General features: G+C 71.3%; 17 protein-coding genes. 8 read left to right on the top strand and 9 right to left on the bottom strand.

All coding sequences use genetic code 11. From position 1 onward, the window contains the following. Positions 1 to 10: 10 nt before the first annotated feature. The gene (locus ADL15_RS14180; RefSeq protein ID WP_067689598.1) at positions 11 to 1,477 is read left to right on the top strand and encodes a deoxyguanosinetriphosphate triphosphohydrolase family protein; all 1,467 of its coding nucleotides are present in this window, start codon (positions 11 to 13) and stop codon (positions 1,475 to 1,477) included. A gap of 22 nt (positions 1,478 to 1,499) precedes the next feature. Here ADL15_RS14180 and ADL15_RS14175 read toward each other — a convergent pair whose 3' ends face one another. Then, the gene (locus ADL15_RS14175) at positions 1,500 to 2,129 is read right to left on the bottom strand and encodes a TetR/AcrR family transcriptional regulator (RefSeq protein ID WP_067689596.1); all 630 of its coding nucleotides are present in this window, start codon (positions 2,127 to 2,129) and stop codon (positions 1,500 to 1,502) included. Positions 2,130 to 2,290: 161 nt separating this feature from the next. Between ADL15_RS14175 and ADL15_RS14170 the strand changes: the two genes are divergently transcribed. From ADL15_RS14170 to ADL15_RS14160, 3 genes are read left to right on the top strand one after another with little or no spacing between them, the layout of a single operon-like run. Then, positions 2,291 to 2,845 carry a hypothetical protein gene (locus ADL15_RS14170; RefSeq protein WP_067689593.1) on the top strand — a complete coding sequence of 185 codons (555 nt, stop codon included), beginning with the start codon at positions 2,291 to 2,293 and terminating at the stop codon, positions 2,843 to 2,845. A 56-nt stretch (positions 2,846 to 2,901) separates the two neighbouring features. Then, positions 2,902 to 3,624 (top strand): HipA family kinase, encoded by a 723-nt coding sequence (locus ADL15_RS14165; protein WP_067689590.1) that lies wholly within the window; start codon positions 2,902 to 2,904, stop codon positions 3,622 to 3,624. Then, positions 3,621 to 3,989, top strand: coding sequence for a DUF3037 domain-containing protein (locus ADL15_RS14160; protein WP_083971241.1), 369 nt, complete (start codon positions 3,621 to 3,623; stop codon positions 3,987 to 3,989). Before ADL15_RS14165 ends, ADL15_RS14160 begins: the two co-directional genes overlap by 4 nt. On the opposite strand, the gene ADL15_RS14155 is transcribed toward ADL15_RS14160, so the two are convergent. Beyond that, the gene (locus tag ADL15_RS14155; RefSeq protein WP_067689585.1) at positions 3,986 to 4,648 is read right to left on the bottom strand and encodes a hypothetical protein; all 663 of its coding nucleotides are present in this window, start codon (positions 4,646 to 4,648) and stop codon (positions 3,986 to 3,988) included. The genes ADL15_RS14160 and ADL15_RS14155 overlap by 4 nt on opposite strands. Before the next feature lie 258 nt (positions 4,649 to 4,906). Here ADL15_RS14155 and ADL15_RS14150 point away from each other — a divergent pair, with 258 nt between their 5' ends. The 3 genes from ADL15_RS14150 (at position 4,907) to ADL15_RS14140 (ending at position 8,076) form a co-directional block, all read left to right on the top strand. Continuing rightward, on the top strand, positions 4,907 to 5,974 hold the full coding sequence (locus ADL15_RS14150) for an ATP-dependent DNA ligase (RefSeq protein WP_067689582.1): 1,068 nt from the start codon (positions 4,907 to 4,909) through the stop codon (positions 5,972 to 5,974). Between the two features lie 111 nt (positions 5,975 to 6,085). Beyond that, positions 6,086 to 7,624: an alpha/beta hydrolase gene (locus ADL15_RS14145; RefSeq protein WP_067689829.1), complete on the top strand. Its 1,539-nt coding sequence runs from the start codon at positions 6,086 to 6,088 to the stop codon at positions 7,622 to 7,624. Further along, complete coding sequence (locus tag ADL15_RS14140) at positions 7,609 to 8,076, top strand: GNAT family N-acetyltransferase (protein WP_067689579.1); 468 nt, start codon at positions 7,609 to 7,611, stop codon at positions 8,074 to 8,076. The genes ADL15_RS14145 and ADL15_RS14140 overlap by 16 nt, the downstream gene beginning before the upstream one ends. A 39-nt stretch (positions 8,077 to 8,115) precedes the next feature. Here the strand turns inward: ADL15_RS14140 and ligD are convergent, their stop codons facing one another. The 3 genes from ligD to ADL15_RS14125 form a co-directional block, all read right to left on the bottom strand. Next, complete coding sequence (gene ligD, locus ADL15_RS14135; protein ID WP_067689576.1) at positions 8,116 to 9,153, bottom strand: non-homologous end-joining DNA ligase; 1,038 nt, start codon at positions 9,151 to 9,153, stop codon at positions 8,116 to 8,118. A gap of 143 nt (positions 9,154 to 9,296) precedes the next feature. Beyond that, the gene (locus ADL15_RS14130) at positions 9,297 to 9,845 is read right to left on the bottom strand and encodes a hypothetical protein (protein WP_067689573.1); all 549 of its coding nucleotides are present in this window, start codon (positions 9,843 to 9,845) and stop codon (positions 9,297 to 9,299) included. 100 nt (positions 9,846 to 9,945) lie between these two features. After that, on the bottom strand, positions 9,946 to 10,434 hold the full coding sequence (locus ADL15_RS14125) for a hypothetical protein (protein WP_067689570.1): 489 nt from the start codon (positions 10,432 to 10,434) through the stop codon (positions 9,946 to 9,948). Between the two features lie 73 nt (positions 10,435 to 10,507). On the opposite strand from ADL15_RS14125, the gene msrB reads away from it, so the two are divergent. Beyond that, positions 10,508 to 10,912, top strand: coding sequence for a peptide-methionine (R)-S-oxide reductase MsrB (gene msrB, locus ADL15_RS14120; RefSeq protein ID WP_067689567.1), 405 nt, complete (start codon positions 10,508 to 10,510; stop codon positions 10,910 to 10,912). Here the strand turns inward: msrB and ADL15_RS14115 are convergent. From ADL15_RS14115 to wrbA, 4 genes are all read right to left on the bottom strand, one after another. Next, positions 10,893 to 11,864 (bottom strand): glycosyltransferase family 2 protein, encoded by a 972-nt coding sequence (locus tag ADL15_RS14115; RefSeq protein ID WP_067689564.1) that lies wholly within the window; start codon positions 11,862 to 11,864, stop codon positions 10,893 to 10,895. The two genes, msrB and ADL15_RS14115, sit on opposite strands and share 20 nt — an antisense overlap. 67 nt (positions 11,865 to 11,931) lie before the next feature. Next, complete coding sequence (locus ADL15_RS14110) at positions 11,932 to 12,411, bottom strand: dihydrofolate reductase (protein ID WP_067689826.1); 480 nt, start codon at positions 12,409 to 12,411, stop codon at positions 11,932 to 11,934. Positions 12,412 to 12,508: 97 nt separating this feature from the next. Next, positions 12,509 to 13,306: a thymidylate synthase gene (locus tag ADL15_RS14105; protein ID WP_067689561.1), complete on the bottom strand. Its 798-nt coding sequence runs from the start codon at positions 13,304 to 13,306 to the stop codon at positions 12,509 to 12,511. Between the two features lie 12 nt (positions 13,307 to 13,318). Further along, positions 13,319 to 13,924: an NAD(P)H:quinone oxidoreductase gene (gene wrbA, locus ADL15_RS14100; protein WP_067689558.1), complete on the bottom strand. Its 606-nt coding sequence runs from the start codon at positions 13,922 to 13,924 to the stop codon at positions 13,319 to 13,321. Positions 13,925 to 13,969 lie beyond the last annotated feature (45 nt).

Genomic DNA, 13,969 nt, shown 5'->3' with positions numbered 1-13,969 from the left:
CCTCCGGTGGATGGACGATCCACGGGCCCGACGGCTCTTCGGCGACAGCACCGTCGCACCAGGTGACCTAGCGTTCAGCCCGTTCCGGGTGGACCGGGACCGGATCGTCAGCTCACCCTTCTTCGCCCGCCTCGCCGGGGTCACCCAGGTGATCAGCCCCGGCGGGGCCGGACTGCTGGTGCACAACCGGCTCACCCACAGCCTCAAGGTCGCCCAGGTGGCCCGGGCCATCGCCGAGCGGATCCAGGCCCGTGAGCCGGATCTGAGCGAGAAGCTGGGCGGCTGCGACCCGGACGTGGTGGAAGCCGCGGCGCTCGCCCACGACCTCGGCCACCCGCCGTTCGGCCACCTCGGCGAGCGGGTGCTGGACCGGCTGGCCCGGCAGCGGCTCGGCCTGGCCGACGGCTTCGAGGGCAACGCCCAGTCGTACCGGATCGTGACCAGCACCGAGATCCGCGGGCAGGCCACCATCGGGCTGAACCTGACGAACGCCACCCGCGCCGCGATCCTGAAGTACCCGTGGACCCGGCACGGGCACCCGGAGCCGCACCCCCGGTTCATGGACCCGCCGCCACGCGGGGCGGCCGCGCACGCCGACGACGAGGAGGGCGGCTCGGCGAAGTTCGGGGCGTACTCCACCGAGGTCGCCGACGTACGGGCGGCCCGGGCGCCGTTCGCCGGCCGGGTCGCCGACTGGCAGCAGACCGTCGAGGCCTCGGTGATGGACACCGCTGACGACATCGCGTACGCCATCCACGACCTCGAGGACGTGCACCGGGTCGGCGTGCTGCAGCAGGGCGCGGTCGCCGCCGAGCTGCTCGCCTGGCAGCGCTGGGGCCCCTCCACCGACCTGAAGCGGGCCGGCGGGGCGATCGAGTCGCTGCGCCTGAGCCTGCACCGCAAGGAGGACTGGATCGCCGACGACAGCGCGTTCGCCGACGCGGTCGAGCTGGTCCGGGCCGAGCTGGTGGACGGGTTGCTGGCCGAGCCGTTCGACGGGTCGGTGGCCGCCGAGGCGCGGGTCGCGGCGTTCTCGGCAACCTGGACCCGGCGGCTCGTCGACTCGGTGGGGCTCACCGAGCAGGCGGCGATCCGCAGCGGACACGCGCAGCTGGCCGTGGCCCAGTGGCACGAGGTGCAGGTCCTCAAGTTCGTGCAGAACCGGTTCGTGCTGGCCCGGCCGGACCTGGCCCTGCACCAGCGCGGTCAGGGCCGGCTGCTGTCCTCGCTGGTCGAGGCGCTGCTGAGCTGGCTCGGCGACCCGGACGAGGAGGACCGGCTGCCGCGGAGGCTGCGGGACCTGGTCGAGCTGGCCGAGGCGGAGTTGCCGGACGGCACGCCGCAACGGCTGAGCCGGGCGCGTGGGCGCGCGGTGATCGACTTCGTGGCCGGGCTGACCGACGGGCAGGCGGTCGGGCTGATGGAGGCGCTGTCCGGGCGGTCGCGGCAGCTGTGGACGGACGCGTTCGTGCTCTGAGTTTCTCCTTCTTGCCGCTTTTCTACTTCTTGCCGACTTTTTTAATTCTCGAGCGCAGCACCCGGGTGGCCAGCGGGCCCAGCTCGTCGAGCACCTCGACCAGCACCGCGAGCTGGTCGATGGCGTCCATCGCGCGCTGCCCGCCGACCGGGTCGATCCCCTCGAACAGCTCCAGGCCGACGAACGCCGAGGAGATCGCCTGGGCCAGGCCGGGCAGGTCGGCGACCTCGGCGATCGGCGAGCCGGCCAGCACCCGGCGCAGCACCGCCTCGATCTCGCCGGTCCACAGCTGGAACGTCGCCCGGATCGGCTCGGCCAGCCGCTCGTTGTTCTGCGCCGCGGCGAGGGTCTGCGCGAGCACCGAGACGTTGCCCTCGGCCAGCTCGGCGGTGTGCAGGTCGCGGCCCACCTGGAGCAGGTCGCGCAGCGAGGTGACCGCGGCGAACCGGCCGGCGTAGAGCGCCACCCGCTGCTCGGTGGCCTGCCGGCAGGCCGCGCCGAGCAGCTCGTCGACCGAGCCGAAGTGGTAGAAGACCAGCGCCTGGTTCACTCCGGCGGCGGCCGCGATGGTCCGGGCCGAGGTGCCGGTCACGCCGTGTTCGCGGACGGCGGCCAGGGCGCCGTCGAGCAGGCGCTGCTTGGTGTCGCTCACCGATTTCCTCTCGCGGACGCCAATGTTCGGGAGCGGTCACCCCCCGTTTGAGCGACCGCTCAAACAGCACCTTAGCCGGAAGACCGCCGAGATGTCGACCACTGGCCACTTACGCGATTGCGGTGTAAGCATGTAATCACTGCAAGACCGAGGAGGTCGTCATGCGTTTCCGACCCGCCCCGCCCGGGGCACGCACCGAACCGCCGCCCGCTGACGACGCTGCCGCCTGGATCACCGGGGCGGTGCCGGACGGGTGGTTCATCGAGCCGCCCGAGGTCGTCGTGGACCGCGACGAGATCATCATCTGGGGCCGGCTGCCCGAGCCGGACCTGGCCGCCGAGTCCACCGAGGCGGACCGGGCCGCCGCGCACGGCGGGCGGATCACCCAGTTCCGGGAGAACACCCGCGACGACCGGATCCGGGTCGCCCGGCAGGTCGAGCACCGCTACCAGCGCAAGGTCGCCTGGGGTGCCCGCTGCGGGGACACCGCGGAGCTCTACACGCACCTGGCCGCACCGGTGATGACCCGGCTGCGCCAGCCCGAGCGGCAGGTGCTGGACACCCTGGTGGACGCGGGGGTGGCCCGGTCCCGTTCGGACGCGCTGGCCTGGTGCGTCCGGCTGGTCGGCCAGCACACCGAGGACTGGCTGTCCGAGCTGCGCACGGCGATGACGAAGGTCGACGAACTGCGCCGCCAGGGACCGCCCACCACGTGACATGCACGGCGGATGCCGGGGCGGGACCCCGGCATCCGCTGGCCTAGGCTCGGGGCGTGCTGCGTCAGGTCACTGCCATTCGTTACGTCACCCCACTGCGCGAGGGCGGGTCGCTGCCCGGCGTGGTCGAGGCCGACGATTTCGGTACGTACGTGGTGAAGTTCCGCGGCGCCGGCCAGGGCCCGAAAGCGCTCGTCGCCGAGGTGATCTCCGGGGAGCTCGCGCGGCGGCTCGGGCTCCCGATGCCGGAGCTGGCCCGGGTCGAACTCGACCCGGTGGTGGCCCGCGCCGAGCCGGACGAAGAGGTCCAGGAGCTGATCAAGGCGAGCGCCGGCGGCAACCTGGGGATGGACTTCCTGCCCGGGGCGCTGGGCTACGACCCGAACGCGCACCCGGTCGAGGCCGGGCTGGCCAGCCGGGTGCTGGCCTTCGACGCGTTCGTGGAGAACGTGGACCGCAGCTGGCGCAACCCGAACCTGCTGATCTGGCACGGCGGCCTGTGGCTGATCGACCACGGCGCCACGCTCTACTTCCACCACGACTGGGCCCGGGCCGAGAAGGTCGTGCACCGCGCGTACCGCTGGGACGATCACGTGCTGAAGCCCTACGCCACCGCGCTCGCCGCCGAGGGTCCGGCGCTGGCCGCCCGGCTCACCCCGGAGCTGCTCGCCGAGGTGGTCGCGCTGGTGCCGGAGGACTGGCTGGACGACGGGGACCGCAACGCCTACCTCGACCACCTCACCCGCCGGGCCGCGAAGCCGGAGGCGTGGCTGCCGTGAGGGTTCCCTACGAGTACGCCGTCATCCAGGCCGTCCCCCGGATCGAACGCGGCGAGCTGATCAACGTCGGGGTGCTGCTCTACTGCCACCGCCACGACTTCCTGGCCGCCCGCACCCACCTCGACGAGACCCGGCTGCTCGCCCTGGACCCGGCCGCCGACGTGCCCGCCGTCCAGGGGTCGCTGGACTCCTGGGAGGCGACCTGCCTCGGCGGTGGCGCGTCGGCCGGGATGAAACTGGGCGAGCGTTTCCGCTGGCTGGTCGCCCCGCGCAGCACGATCCTGCGGGCGAGCCCGGTCCACATGGGTCTGGCCGTCGACCCGGGCGCCGAGCTGGACCGACTCGTGGGACTCCTGGTCCGCTAGAGCGGCACGGCATACCGCAGGCCCCGCGGCGAGACGCACACGACGGACTCGCCGGGGTGCAGGCGGGCGTCCTCCGCATACCGGAGGGCCAGCTTGTCCTCGGCGGCCGGGTCACCGGCGTCCGCGGCGACCAGCAACTCGGCGATCTCGTCCAGGTGCCCGAGGTCGTCCGGCAGGCCGGCGGGCAGGTCGGCCCAGGGCAGGCTCGCGTACGGGATGCCCTGCCCGAAGATGTCCCAGAGCAGCAGCTCGTCGCCCCTCCGGTGGGCCAGCTCCACGAGCAGGTAGTCCAGGATCAGCCAGGGGCCACCGACCTCCTGGCCGGGGCCGGTGCCGTACGCCGACGGGTCGAGCCCGCCGCGGCGCAGCGCGCGCCAGGCCTGTGCGGCGGTGTGCAGGCCGGCCGGGCCGAGCGGCAGGTCGGTCACGTCCACCGGCCACGCCGCGGCCGGGTCCACCCCGGTGTCGGTGGCGATCCACCGGGTGCCCGGCCGGGCCGGCGGGCAGCGCGGCGAGCCGGTCGTGGTGCCGTCGTAGGCGGCGGTGATCCGGGGATAGAAACAGTCGTCGCGCAGCACCGTGGCGAGCGCCGGCACCAGGGCCTGCTGGTCGACGACCGTGCGGATGGTGGCGACCTTGCGCGCCGGGCGCCGCTCCATGCGTACCCCATAGGGTTTTCCGGCTCGTCGCCGTGAGCGAGCGCGGTCCGCAACCAGAGGTAACCGGAGCGGCGGGCCGCCGTCGCCGCGTCCTCCCCCGCCCACCAGCGGTCCAGACGGGTCACCGCCTCGGCGTCGGGCAGCGCGAGCATCTCGCCGCTCACCGCGGGCTGCGATTCCATGAGTCAGATCGTGGAGTCTGCCCCAGGGGCAGAGTAAAGGGCTTCCTTGTACGTTTTTTCGCGGCAGACTGGGCGGATGCAGCTGCCGATCCATCCGCCGGTCAAGCCGATGCTCGCCAAGCCCGTCCCGGAGATCCCACCGGGGCAGATCTACGAGCCGAAGTGGGACGGCTTCCGGTCGATCATCTTCCGGGACGGCGACGAGGTGGAGATCGGCAGCCGCAACGAGAAGCCGATGACGCGGTACTTCCCCGAGGTGGTCGCGGCGGTGCTGGCCAACTTCCCGGAGCGGGCGGTGATCGACGGCGAGATCATCGTGGCCGACACCGGGCGCAACACCCTCGACTTCGAGGCGCTGCAGCAGCGGATCCACCCCGCGGCCAGCCGGGTCGCGCTGCTCGCCGAGCAGACCCCGGCCAGTTTCGTCGCCTTCGACCTGCTGGCGCTCGGCGACGAGGACCTCACCGAGCTGCCCTTCGCGCAGCGGCGGGACCGCCTGGTCCAGGCCCTTTCCCAGGCAAAACCTCCGGTGTACGTCACGCCGGCCACCGATGACGTCACCACCGCGCAACGCTGGTTCGAAGAGTTCGAGGGCGCCGGGCTGGACGGACTGATCGCCAAGCCCCGGGACATCACCTACCTGCCGGACAAACGGGTGATGTTCAAGATCAAGCACAAGCGCACCGCGGACTGCGTGGTGGCCGGCTACCGGGTGCACAAGTCGGCCGAGAACCGGATCGGCTCGCTGCTGCTCGGCCTCTACGACGAGCGCGAGGTGCTGGTCTCGGTCGGGGTGATCGGCTCGTTCCCGCTGACCGTCCGCGAGGAGCTGTTCCAGGAGCTGCAGCCGCTGGTCACCGAGTTCGAGGGCCACCCGTGGAACTGGGCGGCGCACCAGCAGGGCGAGCGCACCCCGCGCAAGAACGAGGTGAGCCGCTGGAACAACGGCAAGGACCTGTCGTTCATCCCGCTGCGCCCGGAGCGGGTGGTCGAGGTGCGCTACGACTACATGGAGGGGCTGCGCTTCCGGCACACCGCCCAGTTCGAGCGCTGGCGCACCGACCGCGAGCCCCGGACCTGCACGTACGAGCAGCTGGAGCGCCCGGTCCGCTTCGATCTCGCCGAGGTGCTGACCAGCCGCTGATCGCGGGCGTCGTACCGACCGGCTAGCCTCGTGGCGGCAAAGGTCCCCGGAACTCGAAAGGGTCGCGTCGTGCGCCGTCGCTCGCGTTCGGTCATCGCTCTGCTCACCGCGATGGTCATGACCACCGGGGGCTGCACCCTGCCCGCGTTCGCGCCCGAGGGCGCCGCCGACCCGGCCAAGCCGGCCGACGGCGGTGGCGGGGTGCCCACCACCGGCTCCACGCCCGGCGCGGCCGCGCAGTGGTCCCCCTGCACCGACGTCCCGGAGAAGCTGGTCGGCCGGGCCGCCGCCGGGATGAGCTACGACTGCGCCACCGTCGCGGTGCCCCGCGACTGGTCGAAGCCGGTCGCCGGCGAGACCTACGACGTCGCGATGATCCGGATCCGGTCCGCGACGCAGAAGGACCGGATCGGCTCGCTGCTGGTCAACCCGGGCGGCCCCGGCGGCTCGGGCATCGACATCGCGGTCTACCTCTCGTTCGGCGAGGCGCTCGGCGGCCTGCCCAAGGCGGTCACCGACAAGTTCGACCTGGTCGGCTTCGACCCGCGCGGGGTGAGCCGGTCCAGCCCGCTCAAGTGCATCAGCAACGACGACCAGGACGCCAGCTTCGCCGCCGACCCGGACCCGGTCAGTCAGGCCGAGTTCGACGAGGTCACCGCGCTGAACAAGAAGATCGCCGACGGCTGCGGCGCGAAGTACGGCGACCAGCTGCCGTATTTCTCCACGGTTCAGGCGGCCCGCGACATGGACGCGCTGCGCGCCGCGGTCGGCGACCCCAAACTGACCTACCTGGGCTTCTCCTACGGCACGCTGCTCGGTGCGACGTACGCGCAGCTGTTCCCGCAGAACGTCCGGGCCCTGGTGCTCGACGGCGCGGTCGACCCGACGGAGAACTACGTGCAGGGGTCGGAGACCCAGGCCAAGGGCTTCGAGCGGGCGTTCACCAACTTCACCGCGTGGTGCAAGCAGAACGCCGCCGACTGCCCGATCGCGGCCGACCCGCGCGGCGCGGTGACCGACGCGATGGCCAAGGCGGAGAACTCCCCGGTGGCGTACAAGGACGGCAGGCAGGCCACCGCCGGCTGGATCTTCGTGGGGCTGATCTCGTCGCTCTACACCAAGACCGGCTGGACCAGCCTGGCCCAGGCGATCGACGAGCTGCAGGGCGGCGACGCCAAGGGCATCATGGACCTCGCCGACCAGTACGCCGAGCGCGAGACCACCGGCAGCTACTCCAACCTGTTCGACGCGAACCTCGCGGTGAACTGCGCGGACACCGACGACGCGCCGACCGTCGCGAAGGTGCGCGCCCTGCAGTCCGAGTGGCGCAAGAAGTACCCGCTGTTCGGGGCGCCGCTGGCGATGGGGATGCTGCCGTGCACGTACTGGCCGGGCAAGCGGGACCCGTACCCGGCCGGCAAGGCGACCGGCGCGCCCCCGATCGTGGTGGTGGGCACCACCGGTGACCCGGCCACGCCGTACGAGAACACCGCCGACCTGGCCAAGATGCTCGGCACCGGGCACGTGGTGACCTGGGAGGGCGAGGGACACACCGCGTACCCGTCGACGCCCTGCATCGTGAGGGCGGTCGACAACTATCTGATCGACCTGACCGTCCCGCAGGAGGGCCTGCGGTGCCCGGCGAAGTGACGTTCCGGCTCGCCACCGCGGCCGACGTGCCGGCCGTGCTGGCGCTGCTGGCCGACGACGCGATCACCCACCAGCGCGGGTTCGGTGACGTGCCGGCCACGGTGGACCCGGCGGTCCGGGCGGCGTTCGCGGCGATCGAGGCCGACCCGAACAACGAGCTGATCGTCGCGGTCGCGGACGACGCGGTGATCGGGACCTGCCAGCTCACCTTCATCCCGGGGCTGAGCCGTGGCGGCGCGCTGCGGATGCTGGTCGAGGCGGTCCGGATCAGCTCGGACCGGCGCGGGCAGGGCCTGGGCGCCGAGCTGATGCGCTGGACGATCGAGCGGGCCCGCGAGCGGGGCTGCCGGATGGTCCAGCTCACCACGGACAAGCGGCGCACCGACGCGCACCGCTTCTACGAACGGCTCGGCTTCACCGCCTCGCACGAGGGCATGAAGCTCGCCCTCTGAGCCGCTTCGAGGAGAACGCGGCCGGGCGCGGCCGCACGATCAGGCCTCGGCCGAGCGCTGCGCCTTCAGGTCGCGGTCCTTCGACGGCTGGACCCGTTTCGGCTCGCCCGGCATCTTCGGATGGTCGGGGGGATACGGCATGTCGCCCAAGCCGGCCTTCTCGTCCCGCTCCACCCACTCCAGCAGCACACCGAGGTCGTGCGCCACGTCGTCGATCGCGGCGTGCGGGTCACCGATCTCGGCGATCCGTTTCGGCACCGTCCGCAGGTCGAAGTCGTCCGGCTCGACCCGGGTCAGCTCCTCCCAGGTCACCGGCGTGGACACGGTGGCCCGGGCGTTGGCGCGCAACGAGTACGCGCACGCGATCGTCCGGTCCCGTGCCATCTGGTTGAAGTCCAGGAACACCTTGTCGCCGCGCTCCTCCTTCCACCACGCCGTGGTGATCGCGTCCGGGCGGCGGCGCTCCACCTCCCGGGCCAGCGCGATCGCGGCCCGGCGCACCTGCACGAAGTCCCACTGCGCGGCGATCCGGACGTAGACGTGCACGCCACGGCCACCGGACGTCTTCGGGTACCCGACCCAGCCCATGTCGTCGAGCACCTCGCGGACCACGCCGGCGGCCGCGACCACGTCGCCGAAACCGAGGCCGGGTTGCGGGTCGAGGTCGATGCGCAGCTCGTCGGGCTGGTCCGGCGCGGCGCCTCGGACCGGCCAGGGGTGGAACACCACGGTGCCCATCTGCGCGGCCCACGCGACGTGCGCGAGGTCGGCCGGGCAGAGCTCGTCCGCCGTACGCATGCTGGGGAACGTGATCTGCGCGGTCTGGATCCAATCGGGCACACCGCGCGCGGGGATGCGTTTCTGGAAGAACGCCTCGCCGTCGAGACCGTCCGGGAAGCGTTGCAGGGTGGTGGGCCGGTCGCGCAGCGCGCGCAGGATGCCGTCGCCGGCCGCGAGGTAATACTCGAAGACGTCGCGCTTGGTGAAGCCGCGCTCGGCGAAGACGACCTTGTCGGGGCTGCTCAGGCGCACGGTGTGGCCGGCGATCTGGTGTTCTTCCGCGGCGGCTTTCGGCATGCCTCGACGATATGACGGATCGCGCCGCCCGGCTGCCCGGCCGGCCGGCGAATCACTCGCGGCGAGACGTGAGAGCCCCGGGACAGGGCGCAAGGGCCACCCGACAAAATTGGGTGACCCTCACAAATTGGACACAGGGTGCGTCAGGCGGTCTTCCGCTTACGCGCGTACCACATCGCGCCCGCGCCACCGGCGACCAGAACGGCGCCGATGCCGATCGTCGCACCGACCGGCCCACCGGTCAGCGGCAGCGAGTCGTCGCTGACGCCGCTGCCCTTGGTGGTGACGGACCCGGACGGCGCCGGGGCGGTCTCCGAGCTGACGCCGCCCGGCGGCACCGACTGCACGTCACCGGTCGGCTGGACCGAACTCGGGGTCGCGGTCGGGCTCTCGCCCCCGTAGCCGGAGTTTCCGCGGGTGTCGCCGGTGGCGTCCGGGCTGACCGTGGCCGCCGTGGTGGCGGTCGCGGTCACCGGCGGGCCGACCGTCGCGGTCGAGGTCGCGGTGGGCTCGGTGGTGGCCGGGAGCTCGGCGCCGTACCCGGCGCTCCCCCGGTCCGGACTCACCATGACGGCCGGGTGCGCCGCCTGGGCGGCGTCAGCCGCGAGGGCCGGCGACGAGATGGCGAGCGCGGCGAAGGCGGTGACGCCGGCCGCGGGCAGCCCCAGGGCCAGCCGACGAACAAAGCTCATGAGGAGTATCCGTTCTGTTGCTGAAAGGTACGGTTGCATGGTCGCACGGGAGCTTAGCGGGAATTGCCCGTTTTACCCGAAATCTCGCCCCGGCGCGTCATCAGCCCGGAAGTCCACCGAAACGGTGACTACGCCACAAATGGGACAAAGCGAACACCTTGAGCTCGAACTGCGGGTCGGCGGCGAACAACCCCCCGCTGTACGGCGCCTGGAGCTGCACGCTGTCCCCGGAGTCCAGGTAGACCGAGACCACGTTGCGGCGACCGCGGCGCTCGGCCCGCAGGTCGACCACCCGGCTCCAGGGCGCCTCGTCGTCACCGAGCAGCGACGACGTACGCAGGCCGCCGGCCACCACCTCGACACCGGTCCGCCGGCCGGTCATGATCCCGACCGCGGTGCCGAGCAGCAGCGGCGCCAGCACGAGCACCACCCACGACCACAACGGCGGGCTGTCCGGACCGGGCCAGAAGATCGTGGCGATCACCCCCGTCGTGACACTCGCCACGGCGCTCAACGCGCCGAGGTAGAGGCCGTGGCCGAGAGCCTGCTGGAAGGTCGGCCGGAACGTCGGAGATGCAGCAGCTTCCATATAAGGCTCAACGGCCGGTCGGCGCGCATCGGCGCACCGGCGGTGCGACGGGAGCCGACGTACCGTTGTCGGCATGGCAACCGAAAAGACCACGCTGCCGACCACCGAGGACGAGTGGCGGATCCGGCTCGACCCGGACGAGTTCCGGGTGCTCCGTCAGGCCGGCACCGAGCCGGCCTGGAGCGGTGAGTACGTCAGCACCAAGGACGAGGGGATGTACCGGTGTCGCGGCTGCGGCACGGAGCTCTACCCCAGCGACACCAAGTTCGACAGCCACTGCGGCTGGCCGTCCTTCGACGACGCCATCCCGGGTGCGGTCAAGGAGATCGAGGACCGCAGCCACGGGATGACTCGCGTCGAGATCCGGTGCGCGAACTGTGACGGGCACCTGGGCCACGTGTTCAAGGGCGAGGGATTCACCCCGAAGAACACCCGGCACTGCGTGAACAGCCTGTCGATCAGGCTCGACCCGAAGTAACAAGAGGCACGTCGACCTCGCCGGTGGCTTCACCGGTGTCGAAGGCCACCAGATAGCGCGGCCGGCTCTGCGTCGAGGCGTAGATCCGGCCGACGTACTCGCCCAGCATCCCCAGACAGATCAGCTGGACCGCGCCGAGCAGCAGCATCGCCAGGTAGAGCGACGTCCAGCCGGGCACGACCACCCCGAACGCCCAGGCGGCCAGGCCGCTCACCACCAGGCCCAGGCAGATCACGAACGTGACGAGCCCCAGCCAGGTGGCGATCTTCAGCGGCGCCGCCGAGAAGCTGGTCACGCTGTCCAGACTCAATTTGATCATCTTGCCGAGCGGGTACTTGGTCTCACCGGCCACCCGCTCGGCCCGGACGTAGGTGACCTCGCCGCTCGGGAACCCCAGCGACGGCACCACCAGGCGGTAGACCGGCTGCTGCTCGGGCAGGTCGTTGAGGGTGTCGACGACCGGACGGCTCATCAGCCGGAAGTCACCGGCCTGACCGCTCACCCACGGTCCGACCAGGCGCCGCATCAGCCAGTAGTAGACGCCCGCGGTCTTCCGTTTGAACGGCGTGTCGGTGCTGCGGTCGCTGCGGACCCCGTAGACCACGTCCAGGTCCTCGTCGCGGGCCTTGGCCAGCATCTCGCCGATCGCCTCGGGCGGATCCTGCAGATCGGCGTCGATGCTGACGACGTACGCGCCGCGGGCCGCGCGCAGGCCGGCCCCCAGCGCGGACTGGTGACCGACGTTGCGGCGCAGCTTCACCACCCGCAGCTGGTCCCAGCCGTCCCGCAGCTCGAGCAGACGTGGCACGGTGCCGTCCGAGCTGCCGTCGTCGACGGCCACGACCTCGTAGGTGACGCCAAGGCCGTCGAGCACCGGGCGCAGCCGGGCGACGAAGTGGTCCACCGCCGCACGCTCGTTGAACATCGGCGTCACGACGGACAGAGTGACCATCAAGCGCCCCCAGGTAGCGATATGCACGAATGTGTCGGCAAACGACGCTAGTCACCGGGGGTGAATCTCACGTGTCCTGGTGTTGTGCCCCAACGGAACAGACGAGATCTTCGACGATGAATCGGACACCGTTGGTCGCGGTCCGCCACTCGGCGCCCGCGGTCACCGCCCATTCCGGGCCGAGCTCCGGCGCGAAGGTGTCGCCGGGCACGTCCAGGTCGATGGTGGTCCGGACCAGATGCCGGGCCCGGGGCAGGAAGGCCGCGTAGACCGCCGCGCCGCCGATCACCCAGAAATCGTCTTCGACGATCAGATCCGGATCGTGTACGACCTGAGCACCCTCCGCCGCCCAGGAACGATCGCGGGTGAGCACCACGTTGCGGCGCCCGGGCAGCGGGCGGCGGGGCAGCGACTCCCAGGTGGACCGGCCCATCACGATGGTGGCGCCCATCGTCCGTTCCTTGAAGATCTGCTGCTCGCCGGGGACCCGCCAGGGGATCTCTCCCCCGGCGCCGATCACCCGGTTCCGGGCCTCCGCCCAGATCATGTGCACCGTCACACCGTGCCTGCGTTCGGCATGCTCTCCTGGCCCTCGCCTACAACATCGTCTTCAGGTGCGGCGGGGTGCCGCTCGGTGCAGTCGCTCATACCGCTACAGGCGCCTTGATCGCCGGGTGGTGCTGGTAGTCCACAACCGAGAAGTCCGCGTACTCGTAGTCGAACAGGCTCGGCTTGGCGGCGAGCTCCAGCGACGGGAACGGGTACGCGTCCCGGGTCAGCTGCTCGCGCACCTGGTCGACGTGGTTGTCGTAGATGTGGCAGTCGCCGCCGACCCAGATGAAGTCACCCGGGAGCAGGCCGGCCTGGTCGGCGACCATCCGGGTGAGCAGGGCGTACGAGGCGATGTTGAACGGCACGCCGAGGAACAGGTCGGCACTGCGCTGGTAAAGCTGGCAGGAGAGCTTGCCGTCGGCCACGTAGAACTGGAACAGCGCGTGGCACGGCATCAACGCCATCTGGTCCAGCTCGCCCACGTTCCACGCCGACACGATCATGCGGCGCGAGTCGGGGTTCTTCCGGAGCGTGTCCAGGATCTCGGCGATCTGGTCGACGTGACCGCCGGGCGTGGGCCAGGAGCGCCACTGGGAGCCGTAGACCGGGCCGAGCTCACCGGTCTCCGACGCCCACTCGTCCCAGATCGTCACGCCCTGGTCGCGCAGCCACTGTACGTTCGTCTCGCCGCGCAGGAACCAGAGCAGCTCCACCGCGATCGACTTGAAGTGCACCCGCTTCGTGGTGACCAGCGGAAAGCCCTGGGACAGGTCGTAGCGCAGGCGCTCGCCGAAGAGGCTGCGGGTGCCGGTCCCGGTCCGATCGCTCTTCGGGGTACCGGTCTCCAGCACCCGCCGGAGCAGCTCTTCATATTGGGTGTCAACGGCCATGCGAGAACCGTACTAGGCGGCCAGCTTCCCGCCGATGGTGACGATGCGGCGCGCCAGGTGGTCGAGCGCCGCGTACTGCACGTCGCCCAGCGGCGCGTCGTTGGTGCCCCCGGTGACGTGCGAGACGCCGTACGGGTTGCCGTCCGCGAACTTCAGCGGGTCGGTGTATCCGGGCGCGACCACGATCCCGCCGAAGTGGTAGATCGTGTTGTAGAGCGCCAGCAGCGTCGACTCCTGGCCGCCGTGCTCGGTCATCGACGCGGTGAACCCGGCGTACGCCTTGTTCGCCAGCTGGCCCTGCGACCACTGCGGGCCGAGCGTGTCGAGGAACTGCTTGAGCTGGCTGGCCACGTTGCCGTACCGGGTGGGTGTGCCGAACAGCACGGCGTCCGCCCAGACCACGTCGTCCGCCGAGGCGCGCGGCTCGGCCTTGGTGGCGTCGAAGTGCTGACTCCACGCCGCGTTCGACGCGATCGCCTCGGCCGGGGCCAGTTCGGCCACCTGGCGCAGGCGACACTCGGCGCCGGCCTTCTCCGCCGCTTCCTGCAGCCGGCGCGCCATCGCGTGCACGGTGCCGGTCGACGAGTAATAGACGATCGCCAGTTTGACGTCTGCCACGGTGCCTCCTCAGAGATTCTGTTGCCAGCTCCAGCAGATCCCCTG

The organism is Actinoplanes awajinensis subsp. mycoplanecinus, assembly GCF_001509495.1.
GTDB classification, from domain to species: domain Bacteria; phylum Actinomycetota; class Actinomycetes; order Mycobacteriales; family Micromonosporaceae; genus Actinoplanes; species Actinoplanes palleronii.
Note: the sequence above shows the minus strand (reverse complement) of the source record. Positions and strands in the feature narration are given on the sequence as shown.